The organism is Nocardioides sp., assembly GCF_964229035.1.
In the GTDB taxonomy this organism is placed as follows: Bacteria; Actinomycetota; Actinomycetes; order Propionibacteriales; family Nocardioidaceae; genus Nocardioides.
Genome location: NZ_CAXRAZ010000031.1, coordinates 1 through 22,688 on the forward strand (window position 1 = coordinate 1; position 22,688 = coordinate 22,688).

Genomic DNA, 22,688 nt, shown 5'->3' on the forward strand with positions numbered 1-22,688 from the left:
GAAACGAGTCGCGGCTTGGATTCGACGCGACCACAATCGTGCAGGGCTGCGCCGCACCCGCGGCGGGCGCACACTGGTGACGTACACCCGGGAGCCACTCGGGTGTCGAGGGGGTGAGAGACCGTGGCGGGGGGGGGGCGCCGGACGGCTGTCACGTGCCGGCCCCGGCTCGGCCGGGACCGGAGATCAGGCGCGGGCAGCGATCTCGCGGCCGATGATCTCCTTCATGATCTCGGTGGTGCCGCCGTAGATCGTCTGGATGCGGCTGTCGACGTAGGCCTTGCCGACCGCGTACTCCCGCATGAAGCCGTAGCCACCGTGCAGCTGCAGGCAACGGTCCAGGACGCGCTTCTGCAGCTCGCTGACGTACCACTTGCCCTTCGCAGCCTCGGCGGGCGTGAGCTCGCCGGCGTTGAAGGCCAGCACGGAGGCGTCGACGTAGGACTGGGCGATGTCCAGCTCGGTCTCCATCTCGGCGAGCTCGAAGCGAGTGTTCTGGAAGTCGATCAGCGGCCGGCCGAACGCCGTGCGCTCCTTGAGGTAGGTCACCGTCTGCTCGTAGATCGCGCGGGCGGTGGTGATCGACTGGTTGGTGATGCCCAGGCGCTCGCGCGGCAGGTGGCTCATGAGGTAGCGCAACCCCTGCCCCTCCTCGCCGATGAGGTTCTCGACCGGCACGCGGGCATCGGTGAAGAAGAGCTCGGCGGTGTCCTGCGCGGGCAGCCCGATCTTGTCGAGCTTGCGACCGCGCTCGAAGCCGGGTGTGCTGTCGGCCTCGACCATGAGCAGGCTGAAGCCGTCGGACCCGCCGTCGGGATCGGTGCGCACGGCGAGCACGATCAGGTCGGCCATGATGCCGCTGGAGATGAACGTCTTCTGCCCATTGACGACGAAGTGGTCGCCGTCACGCCGCGCGGACGTCCGGATGCCCTGCAGGTCGCTGCCGGTGCCGGGTTCGGTCAGGGCCAGCGCCCCGATCAGCTCGCCGGCGGCCACGCCCGGCAACCACTTCTTCTTCTGCTCGTCGTTGCTGCGACCCAGCAGGTAGGCCAGGAAGAGGTCGTCCTGCAGCCCCAGGGTCACGGTGAGTGAGATGGCGTTGATCCGAGCGACCTCCTCCCCGACGACGAGGCGGTAGCGGTAGTCGTCGACGCCGGAGCCGCCAAACTCCTCGGGGATGTGGAGCCCGTAGAGGCCGGCCTCGGCGGCCTTCTTGAACAGCTCGCGCGGGATCCAGCGCTCGTCGTCCCACTGGTCCTTGTGGGGGGCCACCTCGCGGGCGAGGAACTCCCTCACGGTCGCGCGGTAGGCCTCGTGGTCGGTGTCGTACAGGGTGCGCTTCACGGTGTCGTGCCTCAGATCCGCTCGATGATGGTGACGTTGGCCTGGCCGCCGCCCTCGCACATGGTCTGCAGCCCGTAGCGGCCGCCGGTGCGCTCGAGCTCGTGCAGCAGCGACGTCATCAGCCGGGCGCCGGTGGCGCCGATCGGGTGGCCCAGCGCGATCGCGCCGCCGTTGGGGTTGACCTTGGCCGGGTCGGCGTTGAGCTCCTTGTTCCAGGCGAGGACGACGGGCGCGAACGCCTCGTTGATCTCGACCACGTCGATGTCGTCGATCGTGAGGCCGGCCTTCTTCAGCGCCCGCTGGGTCGCCGGGATGGGGGCGGAGAGCATCATCACCGGGTCGTCGCCGAGCACCGAGGCGTGGTGGATGCGGGCCCGCGGCGTCAGTCCGTGCTCCTCGACGGCACGCTCGGAGGCGATCAGGAGGGCGGCCGAGGCGTCCGAGATCTGCGAGGCCACACCGGCGGTCAGGACGCCGTCGGGCACGAGGGTGGAGAGCTCGGCCATCTTCTCGAGGCTGGTGTCGCGGCGCGGGCCCTCGTCGACCGAGACGCCGGCGAACGGGGAGATCTCCCGGTCGAAGTGGCCGGCGTCGATCGCGGCGATCGCGCGCTGGTGGCTCTGGTAGGCCCACTCCTCGCAGTCCTCGCGCGTGAGCTTCCAGTGCTCGGCCATCATCTCGGCGCCGCGGAACTGCGAGATCTCCTCGCCGGGGTAGCGGGCCTGCCAGCCCTCGTTCCCGGTCCAGGGGTCGGTGGATCCGTACGGCTCCCCGGCGGCGAAGGCGCACAGGATCGGGAACTGCGTCATCTTCTGCACGCCGCCGGCGATCACGAGGTCCTGCATCCCGCTCTTGACCCCCATGGCGGCGAAGCTGACGGCCTGCTGCGCCGAGCCGCACTGTCGGTCGATGGTGACGCCGGGCACCGTGATCGGGAACCCGGCGCTGATCGCCGCCGTGCGGGCGATGTCGCCGGCCTGGGCGCCGATGTTGTCGAGGCAGCCGAGGACGACGTCGTCGATCGCGGCGGGGTCGACGCCGGCGCGCCCGACCAGCTCGCGGAGTGCGTGGGCGGCGAGGTCGGCGGGGTGGACGTCGGAGAAGCCGCCCTTGCGGCGGCCGACGGGGGTGCGGACTGCCTCGACGATGTACGCCTCGGACATGGGTTCCTCCTGAGTGACGGGTGGCTCGTCAGCCCGTGCGGCGTTGACGGCCCTCCGAGTTTAATCTAAGTTGGATTCGAAAATCTAGGAGAGGTGCGGACGTGAAGATCTACGACGGGCTGGACGCCTTCGCCGAGTCGGAGGGCGACAGCCTCGGCACGTCGGAGTGGCTGACGGTCGAGCAGGAGCGCATCGATCTCTTCGCCGATGCCACGGGCGATCACCAGTGGATCCACGTCGACCCCGAGCGAGCCGCCACCGGCCCCTTCGGGGGCACGATCGCGCACGGCTTCCTGACGCTCTCGCTCCTCCCGCCGCTGCTCAACCAGCTCTACCGCGTCGACGGGCCGCGCATGGCGGTGAACTACGGTCTCGACAAGGTGCGCTTCGTGGCCCCGGTGCCGGCGGGCGCTCGCATCCGGCTGTCGGCGACGATCGTCGAGACCGCGGCGCTCGAGGGCGCTGTTCAGGCGATCGTCGAGAGCACCTTCGAGATCGAGGGGGTCGAGCGGCCGGCCGCCGTCGTCCGCTCGATCGTGCGGTACATCGCGTGAGCGGGCTGCTGGAGGGCCGCAGCGCGCTGGTCACCGGTGCGGCCCAGGGCATCGGCCTGGCCATCGCCCGCACCTTCATCGAGCACGGCGCCTCCGTCACCATCGCCGACCTCGACGCCGACCGCGCCGCGGCGGCCGCGGCCTCCCTCGGTGGAGGCGCGCGTGGCGTCGGGTGCGACGTGACCGCCGAGCAGCAGGTCGCCGACCTCGTGGCCGGTGCCGCGCAGGCCCACAGGGGCCTCGACGTCCTGGTCAACAACGCAGGGATCACCCGCGACGCCTCGCTGCGGAAGATGCGACTCGAGGACTTCCGAGCCGTCGTCGACGTGCACCTCCAGGGCACCTGGCTCGCCCTGCGCGCCGCGAGCGAGGTCATGCGCGAGGCCAAGCGCGGATCGATCGTCAACCTGTCATCGATGTCGGGCAAGGTCGGCAACCCCGGGCAGACCAACTACAGCGCGGCCAAGGCCGGCATCGTCGGCATGACCAAGGCGGCCGCCAAGGAGCTCGCCCACCACGGCGTGCGCGTCAACGCCGTGCAGCCGGGCCTGATCCGCACGCCGATGACCGAGGCGATGAGCGCCGAGGCGTACGCAGCGACCGAGGCGACCATCCCGATGCGGCGCGCCGGTGAGCCCGAGGAGATCGCGAACGCGGTGCTCTTCCTCGCCAGCGACCTGTCGAGCTACGTCACGGGTGCGGTCCTCGAGGTCTCCGGCGGGAGGGGCATGTGAACGCCGCCGACTGGCCGCCCCCCGTCCGGCTCGACATCGGCGAGGGTATCGCCACGCTCACCCTTGACCGCCCGGCCTCGATGAACGCCGTCACGACCGCCCTGGCTGTCGCCCTGGAGCAGGCGGTGCTCGTCGCCGACCGCGACGACGACGTCAACGTCATCGTGATCCGCGGTGCGGGGGGCAACTTCTGCGCCGGCGGCGACTTCGAGGAGGTCCAGCGGCTGCGCGCCGAGGGCCCCGGCTCGCTGCGGAGCCTGTTCGAGTGCTTCCACGCCGCCTGCGCCGCCGTCGAGGCCGCTCGCGTGCCGGTGGTCGCGGTCGTCGAGGGGGTCGCGATGGCAGGCGGGTTCGAGCTGATGCAGGCCTGCGACCTCGTGCTCGTCAGCGATCGGGCCCGGATCAGCGACAACCACGTCAACCACGGCATGGTGCCCGGCGGTGGCGGCTCCCAGCGCCTCCCGCGTGCGCTCGGGCGCCAGCAGTCCCTCGGCCTGCTGCTGACCGGCGACCGGCTCTCCGGGCAGGAGGCGGTGGCGGCAGGGCTCGCCTACCGCAGCTTCCCCGCCGAGACCTTCGACGACGACGTCGCCGCCGTCGTCGCCCGACTCGCCTCGCGCCGCCCCGAGGCGACGAGCACCATCAAGCGACTGGTCCGTGACGGCCTCGCCCTGCCCCTGACCGAGGCCCTCGCGATGGAGACCGACGCCGTCGTGCGTCACATCTGCGGCGAGGCGGGCGGCGTCGGCGCCTTCGCCGCACCTAGGAAGGAGCGGTCGTGAGCGACACCGGAGGGCGCGACGACGTCCTGCTCGACATCGCCGGCGGCATCGCGCGGATCAGGCTCAACCGTCCCGCCGCCTCGAACGCGGTGGACGCCGCGCTGCTGCGCCGCCTGCACGAGGTCGCGCTGGCCTGCCACGCCGATCCGAGCGTGCGGGTCGTCGTCCTCAGCGGCGAGGGGCGCAACTTCTGCGCGGGCGGCGACGTCAAGACCTTCCTGTCGAAGGGGGAGGGCCTTCCGGACTACCTGCGCGAGGCAACCGCCTGGCTGCAGCTGGCCACGGCCGCGCTGATCCAGCTGAAGGCCCCGGTCATCGCCCAGGTGCACGGCTTCGCCGCTGGCGGCGCCGGCTTCGGGCTGGTGTGCGCGGCCGACCTGGTCGTCGCGGGCGAGGGCGCCCGGTTCTTCTCCGGTGCCGTGCGCGTGGGGATGGCCCCCGACGCCGGCACGACGGTGACGCTCTCGCGCATCGTGGGCCTGCGCCGGGCGCTCGACATCCTGCTCACCAATCCGACGCTCTCGGCACAGGAGGCGCTCGGGCTCGGGATCGTCTCCCGCGTCGTCCCGGACGACGAGCTGGCGGCCTCGGTCGACGCGCTCGCGGCCGACCTGGCCGCCCAGCCGCCGCTCGGGCTCGCCGCGACCAAGCGGCTGGTGTGGGACGGGCTCGGCTCGACCGTGGCCGCTCGCCTGCCGGAGGAGGCGCGCGTGGTCTCCGAGCTGTCCGGGACCGCCGACAGCCTCGAGGCGCTCGCCGCGGTGATCGAGCGACGTCCCGGCGTGTACGAGGGCCGGTGAGCGGCGGCGAGGGGAGCGCAGCTCCCAGCGTGCTGGTCGAGGACCGTGCGGCGGTGCGGGTGATCACCCTCAACCGCCCCGAGGTGCGCAACGCCATCGACCTGCCGCTGCGTCACGCGCTCGCCGAGGCGCTCGAGGCGGCCGATTCCGACGCCCGCGTGCGGGCCATCGTGCTCACCGGCGCCGGCGGGGCGTTCTGCTCGGGCGGCGACATCTCCACGATGCGGCGCGCCCCGCGCCACGAGACCACCCCGAGGGCGCAGGCCGCCCAGCGGGTGATCCGGGCCATCTGGCACACGCCCAAGCCGGTCGTCGCGGCTGTCGAGGGCCCGGCGTTCGGAGCAGGTGCCGCGCTCGCGCTCGCGTGCGATCGCGTCGTGACCTCGGTCGAGGCCACCTTCGCCACGACCTTCACCGGCGTGGGGCTGGCCGGCGACATGGGCGTCTTCGCCAGCCTCCCCGCTCGGATCGGTCCGGCACGTGCGCGGCAGATGCTCATGCTCGGCAGTCGCGTCGGTGGTGCGGAGGCCGAGCGGATCGGGCTCGCCGACCGAGCGGTCGCACCAGGAACGGCGCTCCAGGCCGCCCTCGAGGACGCCGGTCGCCTCGCCGCCGGCCCGCCGCTCGCGCTCGGCGTGATCAAGCAGATGCTCTCCGGCGAACCGCGGCACCCGCTCGCCGTCCTCGATCTCGAGATCCGCAACCAGACCATGCTCTGGGACACCGACGACTTCGCTGAGGGGGTGGCCGCGTTCGCCGAGAAGCGCCGCCCCGAGTTCGGCCGCCCGCCGGCGGGGCACCGGTGACCCGCACGCCGCTGACGGAGTCGCGCTGGTCGGCCGACACCTCGGTCGACCTGCTCGCGATGCCCGTGCCGCAGCTGCTCGCCGAACGGGCCGCGCAGCACCCTGTGCCCACGACGCCGACCGGGAAGGTCCAGAAGTTCCTGCTGCGGGCGCTGGTCGGAGGCGAGGAGCTGCGCGAGGTGCGCAGCACCGATTGATCTCGGGGCGGGAACCTGTTGCGCCATCACGAGCGCATAATCTAATCTAGATTAAACAACGTAGGAGGTGATCATGGCCGGCATCACGATCGACGAGCGGCGCGAGGCGCTGTCGGACCGTTTCCCCGTCTGGTCGCCCCGCACCCTCGACTCCTGGCTCGACGACTGCGCGGAGCGCCACGGCGAACGCCCGTTCGTGATCACGGACGCGCGCACGCTCTCCTACGCCGACGTGGCGGCGGAGTCGCAGCGCATCGCGGCCGGCCTGCAGCGCCTCGGTGTGTGCCCGGGCGACCACGTCGGCCTGCTGATGTCCAACCGCGCGGAGTTCGTGACGCTCAAGTTCGCCATCGCCCGCGTGGGCGCCGTCGCGGTGCCCTTCAACTTCCTCTACCGCGCCGAGGAGCTGCGCTACGTCGTCGAGCAGTCGGCCTGCGTCGCGGTCGTCACGGGGAGCGGGTACGGCGACATCGACCACCTCGCGATCCTCGACGAGATCGCGCCCGGTTGGGACGACCCGTCGATGGGCGGCGATCGGCCCCTGCCAGGGTGGAGGCACCTGCGCCACGTCGTCCACGTGCCTGCGGCCGGCGAGGAGGCCAGACCCGGCGCGGTCACGGGCAGTGACCTCGAGGCGCTGGGCCAGGGGCCGGCGGTCGCCGCGCCCGTGCACCGTCCGGACGACGTCGCCGACCTGCTCTACACCTCCGGCAGCACCGGGTCGCCCAAGGGCGTGCAGGTCACCCACGACGCGGTGCTGCGCACCGCCTACGCCTCGGCGCTGACCCGCGCCTACGAGGACGGTCGGCGCATCCTCTTCTCGCTGCCGTGCTACCACATGTTCGGCTACGTCGAGGGCCTGCTGTCGGCGATGTTCGTCGGCGGCTCGGTGGTGATGCTGCCCGCCTTCAGCGCCGAGGCCTACCTGCGGGCCGTCGAGCGCCATCGCGTCACCGACCTGCTGTGCGTGCCGACGATGGCGGTGGCCCTCGTCGAGAGCTCGCTGCGCCACGAGGTCGACCTCTCCAGCCTCACCGCGGTCCTCTGCGGCTCCGCCCCTGCTCCGGTCTGGCTGTGGGAGCAGGTCGAGCGGGACTTCGGCGTCTCCGAGATCGTCACCGGCTACGGCATGACCGAGTGCGGTGGCGCGATGACGCTCACCCTGCCCGAGGACGACCTGGTGCTGACTTCGACGACCGTCGGGCGCCCCAAGCTGGCCGGTGCCGCCGGCGTCCCGACCGCCCCGACCCACCGCGGGCTGGCGCCGCTCACCACCTACCGCACCGTCGACCCGGCCTCCGGCAACCCGCTCCCCTCCGGCGAGGGCGAGCTGGTCTCCTGCGGGCCCACCACGATGCTCGGCTACTTCGCCAAGCCCGACGAGACCGAGGCCGCTCTGCGTGAGCACCCCGACGGCTCGACCTGGCTGCACTCCGGCGACCTCGGGCGCATCGACGAGCGCGGTTACCTCGTGCTCACCGGGCGCAGTAAGGAGGTCTACAAGTCGGGCGGCGAGCTCGTCATGCCCAAGGAGGTCGAGGAGGTCCTCGCCGCCCACCCCGGCGTCAGCCAGGCCTTCGCGGTCGGGCTCACCGACGAGAGGTGGGGCGAGATCGGCTGCGCGGTCGTCGTCCGCGCGCCCGCGGCGCCCGGCGCGACGGTCGTCGACGAGGCCGAGCTGATCGCCCATGCCAAGCAGCACCTCGCCCGCTTCAAGGTCCCCAAGCGGGTGGTCTTCGTCGCTGCCGACCAGCTGCCGACCACCGCCACCGGCAAGGTCCAGAAGTTCCGCCTCGGCCCGCTCGTCGCGGAGCTCGACACATCTGAAGGAGAACCGTCATGACGGCCACGGTCCCGACCCCCTCGGACCTCGGCGGGCAGAGCCGCTACGACCGGCTCATCCAGCCCGCCCGGGTGCACGGCAGCCTCTACACCGATCCGTCGATCTACGCCGAGGAGCTGCGCCGGATCTGGCACACGACCTGGGTGTTCGTCGGCCACGAGAGCGAGGTGCCGCAGCCGAACGACTACGTGCGCAAGCAGCTCGCCGACCAGGACGTCGTGATGACCCGCGACAAGGACGGCGAGGTGCACCTGCTCATCAACCGCTGCGCGCACCGCGGTCTGCAGGTCTGCGACGACACGGCCGGCAACTCCAGCTCGTTCCGATGCCCCTACCACGGCTGGACCTACCGCAACACCGGCGAGCTGCTCGGCTACCCCTACAACAAGGGCTACGGCGGCAAGAACAAGCTCGAGCTCGGCATGGGCAAGGTCGCGCGGGTCGACTCCTACCAGGGCTTCGTCTTCGGCAGCCTGGCCGAGGAGGGCCCCTCCCTCGATGAGCACCTCGGTGCCGCGAAGAAGGAGATCGACCGGCTCGTCGGGCTCTCGCCCGAGGGCCGCGTGTCGCTCGACGCCGGCTGGCTGCGTCACCGGACCAAGGCCAACTGGAAGTTCCTCGCCGAGAACGAGACCGACGGCTACCACCCGCAGTTCGTGCACGGTTCGATCTTCGGCGTCACCGGCTCGCCCATCGGCGCGCTCTACAGCGACAGTTCCACGGCCGTGACGCGCAACCTCGGCGGCGGACACAGCGAGAATGACCTGCGCCCCGAGTTCCGCGGCTTCGCCGAGCCGATGCGCTGGTTCGGGACGACGCCCGAGCGCGTCCCCGGCTACGTCGCCGCCATGCAGGAGGCCTACGGCGAGGACGCCGAGCGGCGCATGATCGAGGGCGCCCCCCACGTGATGATCTTCCCCAACCTCTTCATCGCCGAGATCCAGGTCTTCAACATCCAGCCCGTCGGCGTCGGCGAGTGCGTGCAGTACGCCACCGCCGTCCAGCTCGACGGGGGCCGGGAGCTCAACCAGCGCATGGTGTCGCAGTCGATCGGCTCGGTCGGCCCCGCCGGGATGCTCCTGGCCGACGACACCGAGATGTACGAGCGCAACCAGCGGGGCGTCGAGATGGCCGACCCCGAGTGGCTCGACGTCCGCCGCGGCCTGGGTCGCGAGAGCGTGGACGAGGACGGCTTCACCATCGGCGCCGCGACCGACGAGACCGGCATGCGCGGGTTCTGGAACCACTACAAGTCGCTGATGGAGGCCGACGCGTGACCGAGACGACCCTGCCCGACGCCCAGGTCGCGATGCCCCGCCCCGACCGCGGGCCGCTCGTGGCCACCCCCGAGGGCTGGGACCTCCGCGACGTCGAGCAGTTCCTCTACCGCGAGGCCCGCCTGGCCGACGAGAACGACTACGACGGCTGGGAGGCCCTGTGGACCGACGACGCCCTCTACTGGGTGCCCGTCGACGGCGAGGGTGAGCACCCGCGCACCCACGTGTCGATCATCTACGACAACCGCAGCCGGATCGCGACGCGCCTGAAGCAGGTGCGGACGGGCAAGCGCTACGCCCAGGCGCCGCCGTCCAACCTGCGCCGCATCGTGGGCAACGTGGAGCTGCTCGGCGGCCGTGAGAGCGCGGGCGGCGAGGTCGACCTCGAGGTCGGCGCCAATTTCCTCGCCTTCGAGTCGCGCGCCCGTGGCAACACGCTGTGGGGCGGGCGGACGACGTACCGCCTGCGCCGCGTGGACGGCGACATCCGGCTCGTCTACAAGAAGGTCGTGCTGGCCGACAACGAGCGGGCCGTGCCGACCCTCGGCTTCCTGATCTGAGGCGACGGTGAGCGACGCGAGCCCCGCCCCCGACGAGGGCCCCCACCACGCCGTCCACCTCGACGACGACCCCGGTGCCGCGACGGTGCCGGCCGGGCAGGTGGTCGAGAGCGAGTTCGCCTCGATCGCCGTGCGCCTGGACCGGCAGGGCAACTCGGTGCGCCTGCGGGTCGAGGACCTGCGCACCGGACGGGTGCGACTGCTCGACGCCCTCGAGCTCGAGAGCATCGTCTGGCTCGGCGACGGCCACCTCACCCAGCTGCTCGACCCCTCCCACGAGCGGTGGCGCGGGTGAACGCACCCGACCTGCGGCCCTGGATCCGACCCGGTGACACCGTGGTCTGGGGCCAGGCCTGCTCCGAGCCCGCCACGCTCGTCGAGGCACTGCTGGCGCAGGCCGACGACATCGGCGGGGTGCGCTGCTTCGTCGGCATCCCCGCCGACTCGCCCCTGCGGCTTCCTCTCGTGCCCGCCTGTGTCGACGTGCACTCCTACTGCGGGGCGGGCACCAACGCCGCCCTGCACGCCGCCGGGCGGCTGCAGATCCACCCGGTCCACTACTCGCGCCTGCCGGCGATGCTCGGTCGGGGCGGAGCTCTCGCCGCCGACGTCGTGCTCGTGCAGGTCTCGCCCCCCGACGAACACGGGCGCCACAGCCTCGGGCTCGGCGACGACTACTTCTCCGCCGCCATCGATACGGCCCGCGTCGTGATCGCCGAGGTCAACGACCGCGTGCCGCAGACGCCCGGTGCCCGCACGCTCTCACCCGAGCAGTGGACGACGGCCTTCTCCACCTCCCGCCCGATCGGGCAGATGCCCACCCCGGACGTCGCCGACGACGTGCGGGCCGTGGCCCGGCGGGTCGCCGCCCTGGTCCCCGACGGCGCAACGCTCCAGTTCGGCATCGGTGCCCTGCCCGAGGCGGTGCTGGCCGAGCTGCGCGGGCACCGCGACCTCGGCATCCACTCCGGCATCATCAACGACACCGCGCTGCGACTGATCGAGGCCGGGGTGGCCACCGGCGCTCGCAAGACCCTCGACCGAGGGGTCGCGGTCGGCGGCCTCTTCGGGGGCACCGAGGCACTGTTCGACTGGGCGCACCGCAATCCCGCGGTCGCGCTGCGCCCGACCTCCTACACGCACGACCCGGCCGTGCTGGCCGCCTCGCACCGCCTGGTCGCGATCAACGCCGCGATCGAGGTCGACCTCACCGGGCAGGTCAACGCCGAGGTCGCGGGCGGGCGCTACGTCGGCGCCCTCGGCGGTGCCGTCGACTTCCTGCGCGGCGCGGCGGCCTCGGCGGGGGGTGTGCCGATCGTCGCGCTGCCCTCGACCGCCCGCACCCGCAGCGGACTGAGCCACCGCATCGTCGACCGGCTGTCCGGCCCGGTCTCGACGCCGCGCTCGGAGGATCTCGTGATTGTGACCGAGCACGGTGTCGCCGACCTCCGGGGCGCCACCCTCGCCCAGCGCGTGGAGCGGATGATCGCGGTCGCCCACCCCGACCAGCGTGCCGCGCTCGATTCCGACGCCGACCGCGTCCTGGCCTCGGCCCGGGCGTGACACCACTTCCCAGGAGCACCGGATGACCACCAACCGCCGCGTCGCCATCGTCGGCCCGGTCCGCACGCCCGTCGGCACCTTTGGCGGCAGCCTGCGCCCGGTGCGGGCCGAGGACCTCGCCGCGACCGTGATCACCGCCCTCGTCGATCGCACAGGGGTCGACCCGGCCGCCATCGAGGACGTCGCGTTCGCCCAGTCCTACGCGAACTCCGAGGCGCCCTGCATCGGGCGCTGGGCGGCGCTGGCAGCCGGTCTGCCGATCGAGGTGCCCGGCTTCCAGGTTGACCGGCGCTGCGGCGGCGGCCTGCAGGCGGTCATCACCGCCGCGATGACGGTGCAGACCGGCGCTGCGGACGTCGTCCTCGCGGGCGGCGTGGAGTCGATGAGCAACATCGAGCACTACACGACGTCCGCCCGCTGGGGCTCGCGCTCGGGCAACCAGACGCTCTATGACCGCCTCGACCGCGGACGCGAGCGCTCGCAGCCCGAGGAGCGCTTCGGGTTCATCTCCGGCATGGTCGAGACGGCCGACAACCTCGACGCCGAGTACCGCATCGGCCGGGAGGCGGCCGACGCCTTCGCCGCGCGCAGCCACCGGCGGGCCGCCGCGGCCTGGGAGCGCGGCGACTTCGACGCCGAGGTGGTGCCGGTCGTCGTGCCGCAGCGACGCGGTGACGACGTCGTGGTCGACCGCGACGAGGGCATCCGCCCGCAGACGACGCCGGAGGTGCTGGCCGGGCTGCGCACCATCCGGCTCGGCGGCAACGTGACGGCCGGCAACTCCAGCCAGCAGAACGACGCCGCCTCGGCCTGCCTGGTCGTCGCCGAGGACCGGCTCGACGACCTCGGCCTCGAGCCGATCGCCTGGTTCGAGGGGTGGGCCGCGGCCGGCTGCGATCCCGCACTGATGGGCATCGGTCCCGTCCCCGCGGTGCGCCGCCTCCTCGACCGCACGGGCGTCACCTTCGACGACCTCGACCTGATCGAGGTCAACGAGGCCTTCGCCGTCCAGGTGCTCGCGGTGCTCGCCGGGTGGGGGGTGAGCCTCGACGAGGTCGACGACCGGCTCAACGTCAACGGCTCCGGCATCTCGCTGGGCCACCCCATCGGCGCCACCGGCGTGCGCATCCTCACCACGATGCTCCACGAGCTCGACCGTCGCCGCGGCGGCCTGGCGCTGGAGACGATGTGCATCGGCGGCGGACAGGGCATCGCCGCGCTCTTCCGGGGCGTGCACGCATGAGCGCGGACGCCGTCGCCCCGGTCGGGCTGCTGGCCTACGGTGCCTACCTGCCCGCCTACCGCCTCGGCGCCGACAGCGGCGTCAAGGGCACCCGCGTCGTGGCCTCCTTCGACGAGGACGCCACGACGATGGCGGTCGCCGCGGCCGCCGACGCGCTCGCGTCGGCTCCGCCGGGTGCGGAGCCCGTGGCGCTGTGGTGGGCGAGCACGACGCCGCCCTACCTCGACAAGACCAATGCCACCGCCGTGCACGCCGCGCTGCGTCTCGCAGGCGCCACGCCCGCCGCCGACCTCGTCGGGTCCGCCCGTTCCACCTTCGCCGGTCTGCGCGCGGCTGCGGCCGCCGGTGGCCTCGTCGTCGCGGCCGACGTCCGCGTGGGCAAGCCCGGCTCCGCCGACGAACGCTCCGGCGGCGACGGCGCGGCCGCGGTGCTCTTCGGCACGGGCGATGTGGTCGCGGACGTGCTGGGCACGGCGTCCGCGACCATCGAGCTGCTCGACCGCTGGCGTGACCCGCAGCGCACCACGGGCGAGCAGTGGGAGGAGCGGTTCGGGCTGGAGCGGCTCGCCCCCGCCGTCCGGTCGGTGGCCGCCGCCCTCCTGGGGGCCGCGGGGCTCGAGCAGGCCGACCACGTCGTGCTGACCAGTGGCAACGCCGGCATCGTGAAGCGGCCCTCGGCGATCGTCCCCGGGCGCGTCAGCACCAGCGGCTCGCCCATCGGCTTCGCGGGCGCGAGCGACCCGCTGCTCGGCCTCGCCGCCGTGCTCGACGTCGCGGCACCCGACGAGACCGTGCTCGTGCTCTCGGCCGTCGACGGCTGCGACGGCCTGCTCCTGCGCACCACCCCCGCCCTCCTCGGGCGGCGGAGCCGGCGTCCCGTGGCCGAGCAGTCGGCATCCGGACGCCCGGTCGCCTACCCGACCTACCTGGCGTGGCGCGGTCTGCTGGAGCGCGAGCTGCCCCGTCGTCCCGAGCCGGACCGGCCCGCCGCACCCCCGTCGGCCCGGGCAGGCTCCTGGAAGTTCGGCTTCAGCGGCACCCGCTGCCGGGCCTGCGGCTTCCTCCACCTGCCGCCGCTGCGGGTGTGCCGCGCCTGCGGTGCCGTCGACGACATGGACGACGTCTCGGCCGCCGACCTCGACGGCACCGTGGCCACCTTCACCGTCGACCGGCTCGCCTTCTCCCCGTCGCCGCCGGTGGTCGACGTCGTCGTGGACTTCGCGGGCGGCGGGCGCACCACCCTCGAGGTCGCGGACGCCGATCCGGACGCCGTGGCCGTCGGCTCGGCGGTCGACCTGACTTTCCGGCGCCTGTTCACCGCCGGAGCCGTGCACAACTACTTCTGGAAGGCGCGGGTGCGCTGATGGGCAGCAGGGGCATCAAGGACGCCGTCGCGATCGTCGGCATGGGCTGCACCCGCTTCGGCGAGCGATGGGAGTCCTCGACCGACGACCTGCTGCTCGAGGCGGTGGGGGAGTGCCTCGTCTCCGCAGGCCTGCAGCGCGACGACGTCGACGCCTACTGGCTCGGCACGCTGGCCTCCGGCCAGTCCGGGCTCACCCTCAGCCGTCCCCTCGGTGTCGACTACCGGCCCGTCACCCGCGTCGAGAACTACTGCGCCACGGGGTCGGAGTCCTTCCGCAACGCCTGCTACGCCGTGGCCTCGGGCGCCTACGACCGGGTCATGGCCGTCGGGGTGGAGAAGCTGAAGGACTCCGGGTTCTCCGGACTGCTGCGCTCCGACCCTCCCTCGGACGGCACGGCGTCGGAGCTGTCGCTGACGGCTCCCGCCGCCTTCTCCCTGCTCGACCCGGCCTACAGCGCGAAGTACGGCGTCGACCCGACTGCGATGCGTGAGGCGATGACCCACGTGGCGTGGAAGAACCACGTCAACGGCGCCCGCAACCCGAAGGCGCAGTTCCGCAAGGAGGTCTCGCGGGAGACCATCGCCGGGGCGCCCAAGGTCGCCGGCCGACTCGGCATCTTCGACTGTTCCGGGGTCTCCGACGGCGCCGCCGCCGCGCTCGTCGTCCGCGCCGAGGAGGCCTACGACTACACCGACCGCCCGATCTTCGTGAAGGCCCTCGCGCTCGCGGCGGGACCGATGCGGGGCGGCCTCGACCCCGCCTACGACTTCACCTCCTTTCCCGAGGTGGCGCACTCGGCCGCCGACGCCTACGCCCAGGCGGGCGTCACCGACCCTCGCGCGCAGATCTCGGTGGCCGAGGTGCACGACTGCTTCACGCCCACCGAGATCCTGCTGATGGAGGATCTCGGCTTCAGCGATCGCGGCGAGGCGTGGCGCGACGTCCTCGCCGGAGCCTTCGACGCCGACGGGCGATTGCCGGTGAACGTCGACGGCGGCCTGAAGTCCTTCGGCCACCCGGTGGGCGCGAGCGGACTGCGGATGCTCTACGAGGCCTGGTTGCAGCTGCGCGGCGAAGCCGGCTCCCGCCAGGTGGACGACGCCCGGCTGGCGCTGACGCACAACCTCGGCGGTCGCCCTGGCGGATGCGTGTCCTTCGTCTCCGTCGTGGGCAGCGATCGAGGCTGACGTCGTGTCGCCGCTCCGCGGACGGAGCCTTGTGGGCTCGCATTGTTTAATCTACATTCAATTATATGAGTGGAGGAGCTGTGCCGGGTGACCGCGCGGTCGTCGAGCGCCTCTACGCTGCCCTCGCGGCCGGCGACCGAGCCGGCATCCACGCCGTCGTCGCCGACGACCTGGTGGCGCACCTGACGCCCGGCCTGCCCTTCGGCATCGGCGGGGAGCACCGTGGTGCCGCCGACCAGATCGAGAACGGGTGGTTCGCGATCGGGTGCCACTGGCGGGTGCGAGCGGTGCCGGAGTCGTGGTCGGCGGGCCACGACGGCCGCCTGCTGGTTCGGGGCCGCTACGTCGGGGTCGGGCGGAGGTCCGGCCTGCCGCTCGACACCGCCTTCCACCACCTCTGGACCGTGCGCGAGGGCAGGATCGTCGAGCTCGAGCAGTGGACCGACGCCGCGGCGTTCGTGCAGGCGCTCGGTGGCGAGGCGCCGCTCGCCACGATCGACCTCACCGTCGACGACGATGGCGTCGCGACCCTCCTGCTCGACCGGCCCCAGCGGCGCAACGCGATCGACCAGCAGCTCGCAGACGATCTCCTGGCCGCGGCCCTGCGGGTCGGCGCCGATCCACGGGTCCGCGCCGTGCTCATCGCCGGTCGCGGCGAGGCGCTGACCGTGGGTGGCGACCTGCCCTACGTCGCCGAGCAGTCCGGTGACGGCCTCGGCGCGATGCCCGACGTCCTCACCCGCATGACCACCCCCTTCCACCTCGCGTTCGACGCGCTGGACGCGGTGCGGGCGCCGATCGTGACCGTCGCCCACGGCGCCGTGGCCGGAGGCGGCCTCGGTCTCGTCTACGCGGGCGACCTGGTCGTGGCGAGCAGCGACGCCCGCTTCGTCACCGCCTTCGCCGCGCTCGGCCTCACCGGCGACGGAGGAGGAACCTGGCACCTGCCCCGGCGCATCGGCGCCGCCAGGGCCGCTGAGGCCTACCTCCGCAACCGTCCGATCACGGCCGACGAGGCGCTGGCCTGGGGCCTGGTCAACGAGCTCGCCGCCGACCGGGATGCCGCGGTGGACCGCGGTCGGGCCCTGGCGGGCGAGCTCGCCCAGGGGCCCAGCGCGGCGTTCGCCGGCATGCGGCGCCTGCTGCGCGACTCCTGGTCGCGCGACGCCGCCGCCCAGCGCAGCGCCGAGGGCGCCGCGATCGCCCAGGCTGCACGCACCGCCGACGCGCGAGCTGCGGTGTCGGCCTTCCTGACCAAGCAACGCCCCCGATTCGAAGGAGCATGAGATGTCCGGTCTGATCCACGACAGCGATGAGCACCGCGCGATCCGCGAGAGCGTCGCGAAGATCTGCGCGCGCTACGACCAGCGGTACTTCCTCGAGCGCTCGCGTGCCAACGAGGACATCACCGAGCTGTGGGCCGAGCTCGGCGAGGCGGGCCTGCTCGGCGTCCACCTGCCCGAGGAGTACGGCGGTGGTGGCGGCGGCATGCAGGAGGCCGTCGTGGTCGTCGAGGAGCTGGCCGCCCACGGCATGCCCATGCTCGTCTGGGTGATCTCGCCGGCCATGATCGGCTCGGTGCTCGCCGCCCACGGCTCGCCGGAGCAGAAGCGAGCCTGGCTCCCGGGCATCGCCGACGGCACGAAGAAGGTCGCCTTCGGTCTCACCGAGCCCGATGCCGGCTCGAACAGCCACCAGGTCGCCACCACCGCGACCCGCGACGGCGACGGCTGGCGCCTCAGCGGCTCGAAGTACTACATCTCCGCCGTCGACCAGGCCGACGCCATCTTGGTGGTCGCCCGCGACGCCCAGGCCTCGACGCCGGAGAAGAAGAGGCTCTCGCTCTTCATCGTCCCGACCGACAGCCCGGGTCTGAGCTACCAGAGGATCGACACCTCGATCGTGTCGCCCGACAAGCAGTTCAGCGTCTTCTTCGACGACGTCTTCGTCGAGCCCGAGAACATCGTCGGCGTCGAGGGCGACGGCCTGCGTCAGGTGTTCGCCGCACTCAACCCGGAGCGCGTCCTCGTCGGCGCGATCACCTCCGGCGTCGGCCGCTACGCGATCGAGAAGGCCTCCGACTACGCCAAGACCCGTTCGGTGTGGTCGGTGCCGATCGGCCAGCACCAGGGCGTCGCCCACCCGCTGGCCGCCGCTCACATCGACGTGGAGGTGGCCCGCCTGGCCACCAAGCACTCGGCCGAGCTCTACGACGCCGGCCACCCGGGGGCGGGCGAGGCCGCCAACATCGCGAAGTACGTCGGTGCCGAGGCGGCGCTGAAGGCCCTCGACCAGGCGATCCAGACCCACGGCGGCAACGGCCTCGCCCACGAGTACGGACTCTCCGAGCTGTGGTTCGTCACCCGCCTCATGCGCACCGCTCCGGTCAGCCGCGAGATGGTCCTCAACTTCGTCGCGCAGACCTCGCTCGGCCTGCCGCGCTCCTACTGACACCCGCCGATCCGAAAGAGGCACACATGAGCGAGAACTACGACGTCGTCGTCATCGGCGCCGGCGCCGGCGGCCTGTTCACGGCCGCCCGACTGCAGCACCAGGGCTACCGGGTGCTGGTCGTCGAGCGCCTCGACAAGGTGGGTGGGCGTGCGTCCACGACCGACGTCGACGGCTTCAAGGTCAACGACGGCGCCATCGTCATCGAGGTCGGTGGCGTCACCGAGCGCACCTGCCGCGAGGTGGGCGCTCCGTTCGAGATCCGCGAGCCGAGCCCCCCGATCCTCTACCGGATCAAGGGCAAGGACGTCGACGTCACGGGCGGCGGCTGGGGCTTCCTGCTGCAGAAGCTGACCCGGCAGGGCGCCAAGCTGGTCTCCGGTATCGGTGCGGCCCGCAAGGACGACGGCCTGCCGGAGGAGGAGATGACGCTGCACGAATGGGTGTCGAAGTACACGAAGAACGAGGGCGTGCACGGCATCTTCCGCAACATGGCGGCCTCGGTCTTCGCCGTCGGGTCCGAGGACCTCCCCGCCCGGGTGTTCCTCACCTACTTCACCCGCAAGAGCGCCTTCAAGCGCTTCGGCTTCCACCCGGAGGGCACGATCGGGCTCTGGAAGGGTCTCGCCGCCGCGTTCGAGCGCGACGGCGGCGAGCTCCGCCTGTCGACCGAGGTCGGTGCGATCCTGCTCGAGGACGACAGGGTCGCCGGGGTGCGCCTGGCCGACGGCTCGGTCGTCTCGGCGCCGGTCGTGGTCAGCAACGTCGGACCCGCCGCCACGGTGCGGCTGATCGGGCGCGAGCACGTGCCGGCCGACTACCTCGAGCTGGTCGACCGCGCGGACCGTCCCACCGCCATGCTGACCGTCAATTTCGCCAGTCGGGAGCGGCTGATCGAGGCCCCCGGCATGCTGAGCTTCGCCTCGTCGCGGCGCCTGGCCTACATGGCGAACTACACCGACGTCTGCCCCGAGATGGCACCCGAGGGATGGCACCTCTACGTCGGCACCTCGGTGCCGAAGCCCTCGGTGGGCGAGTTCGACGAGGCGGCCGAGTACGAGCTGCTCATGGAGGACCTGCGCGACACCATCCCGGGCTTCGACGAGCGCGCCCGGATCCTCAGCAGGGTCACGACGAAGGACGGCTGGCCGCCGCAGCGTGCGGTCGCGGGCTACGACCTGACCCACGACACCCCGTTCGCGGGCCTGTGGAACGTCGGCGACGCCGTCAAGGAGTACGCCAACGGCGGCACCACCGCGTGCGCGGAGACCGCCGAGATCGTCGCCGGCAAGATCGCCCAGGCCTTCACGCCGGCACTGGTTTGAATCCATATTAGAAAAACATCTTGCCAGGGGAGCATAACGATCGTTATGCTCCCCTGGATCGGTTCCTGACGAGAGGTGGGATGGGCGATGAAGTGCGTCGTCGACTACGGCAAGTGCACCGGCCTGGGCATCTGTGAGTCCCTGGCCCCCGAGTTCTTCGAGGTGAACGACGCGGGTGACCTGGTCCTGCTCAAGGAGGAGATCTCGCCCGAGGAGCTCCAGGCCGTCGAGGAGGCCGTCGCCGGCTGCCCGACCGAGGCGATCACGATCGAACGATGAGCCCGGAGTCGACCGCCGCCCGCCGGCTCGTCGTGGTCGGTGCCTCGCTCGCGGGTCTGCGCGCCGTCGAGGCCGCTCGCAAGGCCGGTTTCGAGGGCCCGATCACGCTGATCGGCGCCGAGGAGCACCTGCCCTACGACCGCCCGCCGCTCTCGAAGTCGTTCCTCGACGCCGCCGACGAGCCGTCGTCCGGCACCTTCTTCCGTGACGAGGCCACCTTGGTCGAGGAGCTCGGGGTCGAGCTCGTGCTGGGCAACCCGGCGACGGGTCTCGACACCGACGCCCGCACGGTCGCCGTGGGGGAGCAGCGCATCCCCTACGACCTCCTCGTGATCGCGACCGGCTCGGTGCCCCGGATGATCCCCGGGAGCGAGCACCTCGCGGGAGTGATGGCTCTGCGCACCCTCGACGACGCGCTCGAGGTCCGTCGCCACTTGGACGCTGGGGCGCGCACCGTCGTCGTGGGCGCTGGCTTCATCGGCTCGGAGGTCGCGGCCACCGCACGCAAGCGCGGTCTCCCGGCCACCATCGTCGAAGCCCTGCCGACGCCTCTGGTGCGCGCAACGGGCGAGCGGATGGGCGCTGCGATCGCCTCGCTGCACGAGCGCAACGGCACGACCCTGCTGTGCGGAACGGGTGTCGACCGGCTGGAGGGTGAGGGCGCGGTCGAGCGGGTCGTGCTGGCCGACGGCCGTGTCATCGATGCCGACCTCGTCGTGGTCGGCATCGGGGTGCGCCCCGCGACCGACTGGCTCGAGGGCTCCGGTGTCACCCTCGACAACGGCGTGGTGTGTGACGAGACGCTGTGGACGGGTGTGCCGGGCGTGTACGCCGCCGGCGACGTCGCCAACTGGTTCAACCCCGTCCTCGCCGAGCGTCAGCGCATGGAGAACTGGACCGCCGCCGCCGAGCAGGGGGCCGCTGCGGCACGCAACGCCCTCGACCCCGAGAACGCCACGCCCTACGGCACCGTGCCCTACTTCTGGTCCGACTGGTACGACGTCCGGATCCAGTTCGTCGGATCCCCGGACGCGGACGAGGTGCGCCTCGTCGAGGGCGACCCGGCCGAGGGGGGCCGCTGGATCGCCCTCTACCGCCGCGGCGAGCGGCTGATCGGCGCGCTCACCGTCAACGGGCAGACCGACATCATGAAGTACCGCGTGCAGATCGGCCGAGGAGGCTCCTGGGACGACGCGCTCGCCTTCGCCGCACAGCGGCGGGAGAAGCGCGCCGGCGCCGCTCTGGCCGAGGCCTGAGCCGACCCCGAGATCCCGGTGCGGGGGATGCTGGGGGGCTCCCTCGTACCGGGTCAGGGTGAGTGAGCCAGGATCAGCGGTCGACGGGCGCGAGGGCGTGGCGCACGTAGGACTGGGCGTTGGCCACCACGCGATCGATGGTGGCGCGCTGGGGCTTCCACCACTCGGCGGCCCAGTTGATGGTGCCCATCACGAGCATCTGTGCGAGGTAGGGGTCGAGGTCGTCACGGATCTCGCCGGCCTCGGCGGCAGCCTTCACCAGGTCGCGCCAGATCGCGCCGTACTTCTTCTCCTCGGCGCGGTGGCGCTCCTCGATCTGCTCGGGCACGAGGCCGGAGTTGCGGATGGCGGCGGTGGCGTAGTCGGAGATCTCGAGCTCGTGGCGCAGGTGGGCCTCCACGGCCACCAGGATGCGGTCCATCGGTGTCGCGTCGGCCGGGGTGTCGGCGAGCGCCGTGGTGAGGAAGGCCCGCATGTCAGCCAGGCCGACCCACATGACCTCCTCGACGAGGTCGTCGCGCGAGCTGAAGTAGTAGTAGATCGCCGGTGCCTGGAGGTCCGCCTCGGCCGCGACGTCGCTGAGGCGCATGCCGGCGTAGCCCTTGGTGCTCAGCACCTTGGCTGCCGCGTCGAGGATGCGCAGGCGGGTGCGCGCCGACTTCTTGTCGGTGCCCTTGCCCTCCCGGCTGCCCGTGGCTAGCACGGGGCTTCCTGACTTCGCGGCCACGGCGGCAACACTACCGCCGGGGCCGTCACCGCCACCCGGGGCTCAGCGTCCGAGCCCGCCACGCTTCACCAGCTGGGCGGCGATCACGTTGCGCTGGATCTCGTTGGTGCCCTCGCCGACGATCATCAGCGGGGCGTCGCGGAAGTAGCGCTCGACGTCGTACTCGGTGGAGTAGCCGTAGCCCCCGTGGATGCGGACGGCGTTCAAGGCGATCTCCATGCCGACCTCGGAGGCGTAGTACTTGGCCATGCCCGCCTCCATGTCGCAGCGCTCCCCGGCGTCGTACTTCTCCGCGGCGTAGAGCACGAGCTGGCGGGCGGCGGTGAGCTTGGTGCCCATCTCGGCCAGGTAGTTGCCGATCGACTGGTGCTGCCAGATCGGCTTGCCCATCGACTCCCGCTCCTGGGAGTAGGCGAGGGCGTCGTCGAAGGCCGCCTGGGCGACGCCGATGGCGCGCGCGGCGACCTGGATCCGGCCGATCTCGAGCCCGCGCATCATCTGCGTGAACCCTTCGCCCTCGCGCTCGCCGAGGAGCGAGGAGGTGGGGGTGCGGAAGTCGTCGAAGGCGAGCTCGCACGACTCCACCCCCTTGTAGCCCAGCTTGGGGAGGTCGCGCGAGACCGTCAGCCCGGGGCCGTGCTCGACGAGGAGGATCGAGATGCCGGTGTGACGCGGCGTCGCGTCCGGGTCGGTCTTGCAGAGCAGGGCGATCAGGCCGGAGCGCCGCGCGTTGCTGATCCACGTCTTGGAGCCGTTGATGACGTAGGCGTCGCCGTCCTTGCGGGCGACCGTGCGCATGGCCTGGAGGTCCGAGCCGCCGCTGGGCTCGGTGAGCGCCATGGTGGCGCGCAGCTCGCCGGTGGCCATGCGGGGCAGGTAGGCGCGCTTCTGCTCCTCCGTGCCGTACTCGAGGATCAGCTTCGACACGACCGTGTGCCCGCCCATGGCCCCCGCGAGGCTCATCCACCCCCGCGCCAGCTCGGCGGTGATCTCGACGTAGCAGGGCATCGAGACCTTCACCTCGCCGAAGGGCTCGGGGATCGCTAGGCCGTAGATGCCGAGCTCCTTCATCTGCTCGATCCACTTCTCGGGGTACTCGTTGCGGTGCTCGACGTCGCGCACGTTGCCGCGCACGTCGCGGTCGATCCACTCGCGGACGAGGGCGACGACCTCGCGCTCCTCGCTGGACAGCTGCGGCATGGGTCACTCCCGGGGCATCTTGTCGACAGA

Annotated in this window: 23 protein-coding genes; 19 read left to right on the forward strand and 4 right to left on the reverse strand. The window is 72.1% G+C overall.

Going from position 1 to position 22,688, the window contains the following annotated elements:
* Positions 1–186: 186 nt before the first annotated feature.
* Positions 187–1,344, reverse strand: a complete 1,158-nt coding sequence (locus ACERUN_RS09700) for an acyl-CoA dehydrogenase family protein (protein ID WP_370289711.1) — start codon at positions 1,342–1,344, stop codon at positions 187–189.
* A gap of 11 nt (positions 1,345–1,355) precedes the next feature.
* Positions 1,356–2,507, reverse strand: coding sequence for an acetyl-CoA C-acetyltransferase (locus tag ACERUN_RS09705; RefSeq protein WP_370289712.1), 1,152 nt, complete (start codon positions 2,505–2,507; stop codon positions 1,356–1,358).
* Positions 2,508–2,608: 101 nt separating this feature from the next.
* Between ACERUN_RS09705 and ACERUN_RS09710 the strand changes: the two genes are divergently transcribed.
* The 19 genes from ACERUN_RS09710 to ACERUN_RS09800 all read left to right on the forward strand — a co-directional run bounded on the left by ACERUN_RS09710 (position 2,609) and on the right by ACERUN_RS09800 (position 20,731).
* On the forward strand, positions 2,609–3,061 hold the full coding sequence (locus tag ACERUN_RS09710; protein ID WP_370289713.1) for a MaoC family dehydratase: 453 nt from the start codon (positions 2,609–2,611) through the stop codon (positions 3,059–3,061).
* The gene (gene fabG, locus ACERUN_RS09715; RefSeq protein ID WP_370289714.1) at positions 3,058–3,795 is read left to right on the forward strand and encodes a 3-oxoacyl-ACP reductase FabG; all 738 of its coding nucleotides are present in this window, start codon (positions 3,058–3,060) and stop codon (positions 3,793–3,795) included. Before ACERUN_RS09710 ends, fabG begins: the two co-directional genes overlap by 4 nt.
* A complete protein-coding gene (locus ACERUN_RS09720; protein ID WP_370289715.1) occupies positions 3,792–4,577 on the forward strand; it encodes an enoyl-CoA hydratase/isomerase family protein in 786 nt (261 codons plus the stop codon). The genes fabG and ACERUN_RS09720 overlap by 4 nt, the downstream gene beginning before the upstream one ends.
* On the forward strand, positions 4,574–5,377 hold the full coding sequence (locus ACERUN_RS09725) for an enoyl-CoA hydratase/isomerase family protein (RefSeq protein WP_370289716.1): 804 nt from the start codon (positions 4,574–4,576) through the stop codon (positions 5,375–5,377). Before ACERUN_RS09720 ends, ACERUN_RS09725 begins: the two co-directional genes overlap by 4 nt.
* Positions 5,374–6,183 carry an enoyl-CoA hydratase/isomerase family protein gene (locus ACERUN_RS09730; RefSeq protein WP_370289717.1) on the forward strand — a complete coding sequence of 270 codons (810 nt, stop codon included), beginning with the start codon at positions 5,374–5,376 and terminating at the stop codon, positions 6,181–6,183. Before ACERUN_RS09725 ends, ACERUN_RS09730 begins: the two co-directional genes overlap by 4 nt.
* The gene (locus tag ACERUN_RS09735; RefSeq protein WP_370289718.1) at positions 6,180–6,380 is read left to right on the forward strand and encodes a hypothetical protein; all 201 of its coding nucleotides are present in this window, start codon (positions 6,180–6,182) and stop codon (positions 6,378–6,380) included. The genes ACERUN_RS09730 and ACERUN_RS09735 overlap by 4 nt, the downstream gene beginning before the upstream one ends.
* A 73-nt stretch (positions 6,381–6,453) precedes the next feature.
* Entirely contained in the window at positions 6,454–8,223 is a 1,770-nt protein-coding gene (locus tag ACERUN_RS09740) for a class I adenylate-forming enzyme family protein (protein ID WP_370289719.1), read from the forward strand.
* Complete coding sequence (locus ACERUN_RS09745) at positions 8,220–9,500, forward strand: Rieske 2Fe-2S domain-containing protein (RefSeq protein WP_370289720.1); 1,281 nt, start codon at positions 8,220–8,222, stop codon at positions 9,498–9,500. The genes ACERUN_RS09740 and ACERUN_RS09745 overlap by 4 nt, the downstream gene beginning before the upstream one ends.
* Entirely contained in the window at positions 9,497–10,060 is a 564-nt protein-coding gene (locus tag ACERUN_RS09750; RefSeq protein WP_370289721.1) for an aromatic-ring-hydroxylating dioxygenase subunit beta, read from the forward strand. Before ACERUN_RS09745 ends, ACERUN_RS09750 begins: the two co-directional genes overlap by 4 nt.
* Positions 10,061–10,067: 7 nt before the next feature.
* Positions 10,068–10,355, forward strand: a complete 288-nt coding sequence (locus ACERUN_RS09755) for a hypothetical protein (protein ID WP_370289722.1) — start codon at positions 10,068–10,070, stop codon at positions 10,353–10,355.
* Positions 10,352–11,623, forward strand: a complete 1,272-nt coding sequence (locus ACERUN_RS09760) for an acetyl-CoA hydrolase/transferase family protein (RefSeq protein WP_370289723.1) — start codon at positions 10,352–10,354, stop codon at positions 11,621–11,623. Before ACERUN_RS09755 ends, ACERUN_RS09760 begins: the two co-directional genes overlap by 4 nt.
* 22 nt (positions 11,624–11,645) lie before the next feature.
* Positions 11,646–12,866 (forward strand): acetyl-CoA C-acetyltransferase, encoded by a 1,221-nt coding sequence (locus ACERUN_RS09765; RefSeq protein ID WP_370289724.1) that lies wholly within the window; start codon positions 11,646–11,648, stop codon positions 12,864–12,866.
* Complete coding sequence (locus ACERUN_RS09770; RefSeq protein WP_370289725.1) at positions 12,863–14,230, forward strand: OB-fold domain-containing protein; 1,368 nt, start codon at positions 12,863–12,865, stop codon at positions 14,228–14,230. Before ACERUN_RS09765 ends, ACERUN_RS09770 begins: the two co-directional genes overlap by 4 nt.
* On the forward strand, positions 14,230–15,420 hold the full coding sequence (locus tag ACERUN_RS09775) for an acetyl-CoA acetyltransferase (protein ID WP_370289726.1): 1,191 nt from the start codon (positions 14,230–14,232) through the stop codon (positions 15,418–15,420). The genes ACERUN_RS09770 and ACERUN_RS09775 overlap by 1 nt, the downstream gene beginning before the upstream one ends.
* A gap of 65 nt (positions 15,421–15,485) precedes the next feature.
* A complete protein-coding gene (locus tag ACERUN_RS09780; protein ID WP_370289727.1) occupies positions 15,486–16,706 on the forward strand; it encodes an enoyl-CoA hydratase-related protein in 1,221 nt (406 codons plus the stop codon).
* A 1-nt stretch (position 16,707) separates the two neighbouring features.
* Positions 16,708–17,871 carry an acyl-CoA dehydrogenase family protein gene (locus tag ACERUN_RS09785; RefSeq protein WP_370289728.1) on the forward strand — a complete coding sequence of 388 codons (1,164 nt, stop codon included), beginning with the start codon at positions 16,708–16,710 and terminating at the stop codon, positions 17,869–17,871.
* Positions 17,872–17,897: 26 nt separating this feature from the next.
* Positions 17,898–19,196 carry a phytoene desaturase family protein gene (locus ACERUN_RS09790; protein WP_370289729.1) on the forward strand — a complete coding sequence of 433 codons (1,299 nt, stop codon included), beginning with the start codon at positions 17,898–17,900 and terminating at the stop codon, positions 19,194–19,196.
* An 87-nt stretch (positions 19,197–19,283) separates the two neighbouring features.
* The gene (locus ACERUN_RS09795; protein WP_370289730.1) at positions 19,284–19,475 is read left to right on the forward strand and encodes a ferredoxin; all 192 of its coding nucleotides are present in this window, start codon (positions 19,284–19,286) and stop codon (positions 19,473–19,475) included.
* On the forward strand, positions 19,472–20,731 hold the full coding sequence (locus ACERUN_RS09800) for an NAD(P)/FAD-dependent oxidoreductase (protein WP_370289731.1): 1,260 nt from the start codon (positions 19,472–19,474) through the stop codon (positions 20,729–20,731). Before ACERUN_RS09795 ends, ACERUN_RS09800 begins: the two co-directional genes overlap by 4 nt.
* A gap of 73 nt (positions 20,732–20,804) precedes the next feature.
* On the opposite strand, the gene ACERUN_RS09805 is transcribed toward ACERUN_RS09800, so the two are convergent.
* Together ACERUN_RS09805 and ACERUN_RS09810 are read right to left on the reverse strand one after the other, a co-directional pair.
* On the reverse strand, positions 20,805–21,434 hold the full coding sequence (locus ACERUN_RS09805; protein WP_370289732.1) for a TetR/AcrR family transcriptional regulator: 630 nt from the start codon (positions 21,432–21,434) through the stop codon (positions 20,805–20,807).
* 66 nt (positions 21,435–21,500) lie between these two features.
* Positions 21,501–22,658 (reverse strand): acyl-CoA dehydrogenase family protein, encoded by a 1,158-nt coding sequence (locus tag ACERUN_RS09810; protein ID WP_370289733.1) that lies wholly within the window; start codon positions 22,656–22,658, stop codon positions 21,501–21,503.
* Positions 22,659–22,688 lie beyond the last annotated feature (30 nt).

Coding starts and splice junctions, on each gene's coding strand:
- ACERUN_RS09705 (WP_370289712.1), bottom strand. CDS start 2,507: ATGTCCGAGGCGTACATCGTCGAGGCAGTCCGCACCCCCGTCGGCCGC.
- ACERUN_RS09740 (WP_370289719.1), top strand. CDS start 6,454: ATGGCCGGCATCACGATCGACGAGCGGCGCGAGGCGCTGTCGGACCGT.
- ACERUN_RS09745 (WP_370289720.1), top strand. CDS start 8,220: ATGACGGCCACGGTCCCGACCCCCTCGGACCTCGGCGGGCAGAGCCGC.
- ACERUN_RS09765 (WP_370289724.1), top strand. CDS start 11,646: ATGACCACCAACCGCCGCGTCGCCATCGTCGGCCCGGTCCGCACGCCC.
- ACERUN_RS09770 (WP_370289725.1), top strand. CDS start 12,863: ATGAGCGCGGACGCCGTCGCCCCGGTCGGGCTGCTGGCCTACGGTGCC.
- ACERUN_RS09775 (WP_370289726.1), top strand. CDS start 14,230: ATGGGCAGCAGGGGCATCAAGGACGCCGTCGCGATCGTCGGCATGGGC.
- ACERUN_RS09780 (WP_370289727.1), top strand. CDS start 15,486: ATGAGTGGAGGAGCTGTGCCGGGTGACCGCGCGGTCGTCGAGCGCCTC.
- ACERUN_RS09785 (WP_370289728.1), top strand. CDS start 16,708: ATGTCCGGTCTGATCCACGACAGCGATGAGCACCGCGCGATCCGCGAG.
- ACERUN_RS09790 (WP_370289729.1), top strand. CDS start 17,898: ATGAGCGAGAACTACGACGTCGTCGTCATCGGCGCCGGCGCCGGCGGC.
- ACERUN_RS09795 (WP_370289730.1), top strand. CDS start 19,284: ATGAAGTGCGTCGTCGACTACGGCAAGTGCACCGGCCTGGGCATCTGT.
- ACERUN_RS09800 (WP_370289731.1), top strand. CDS start 19,472: ATGAGCCCGGAGTCGACCGCCGCCCGCCGGCTCGTCGTGGTCGGTGCC.
- ACERUN_RS09810 (WP_370289733.1), bottom strand. CDS start 22,658: ATGCCGCAGCTGTCCAGCGAGGAGCGCGAGGTCGTCGCCCTCGTCCGC.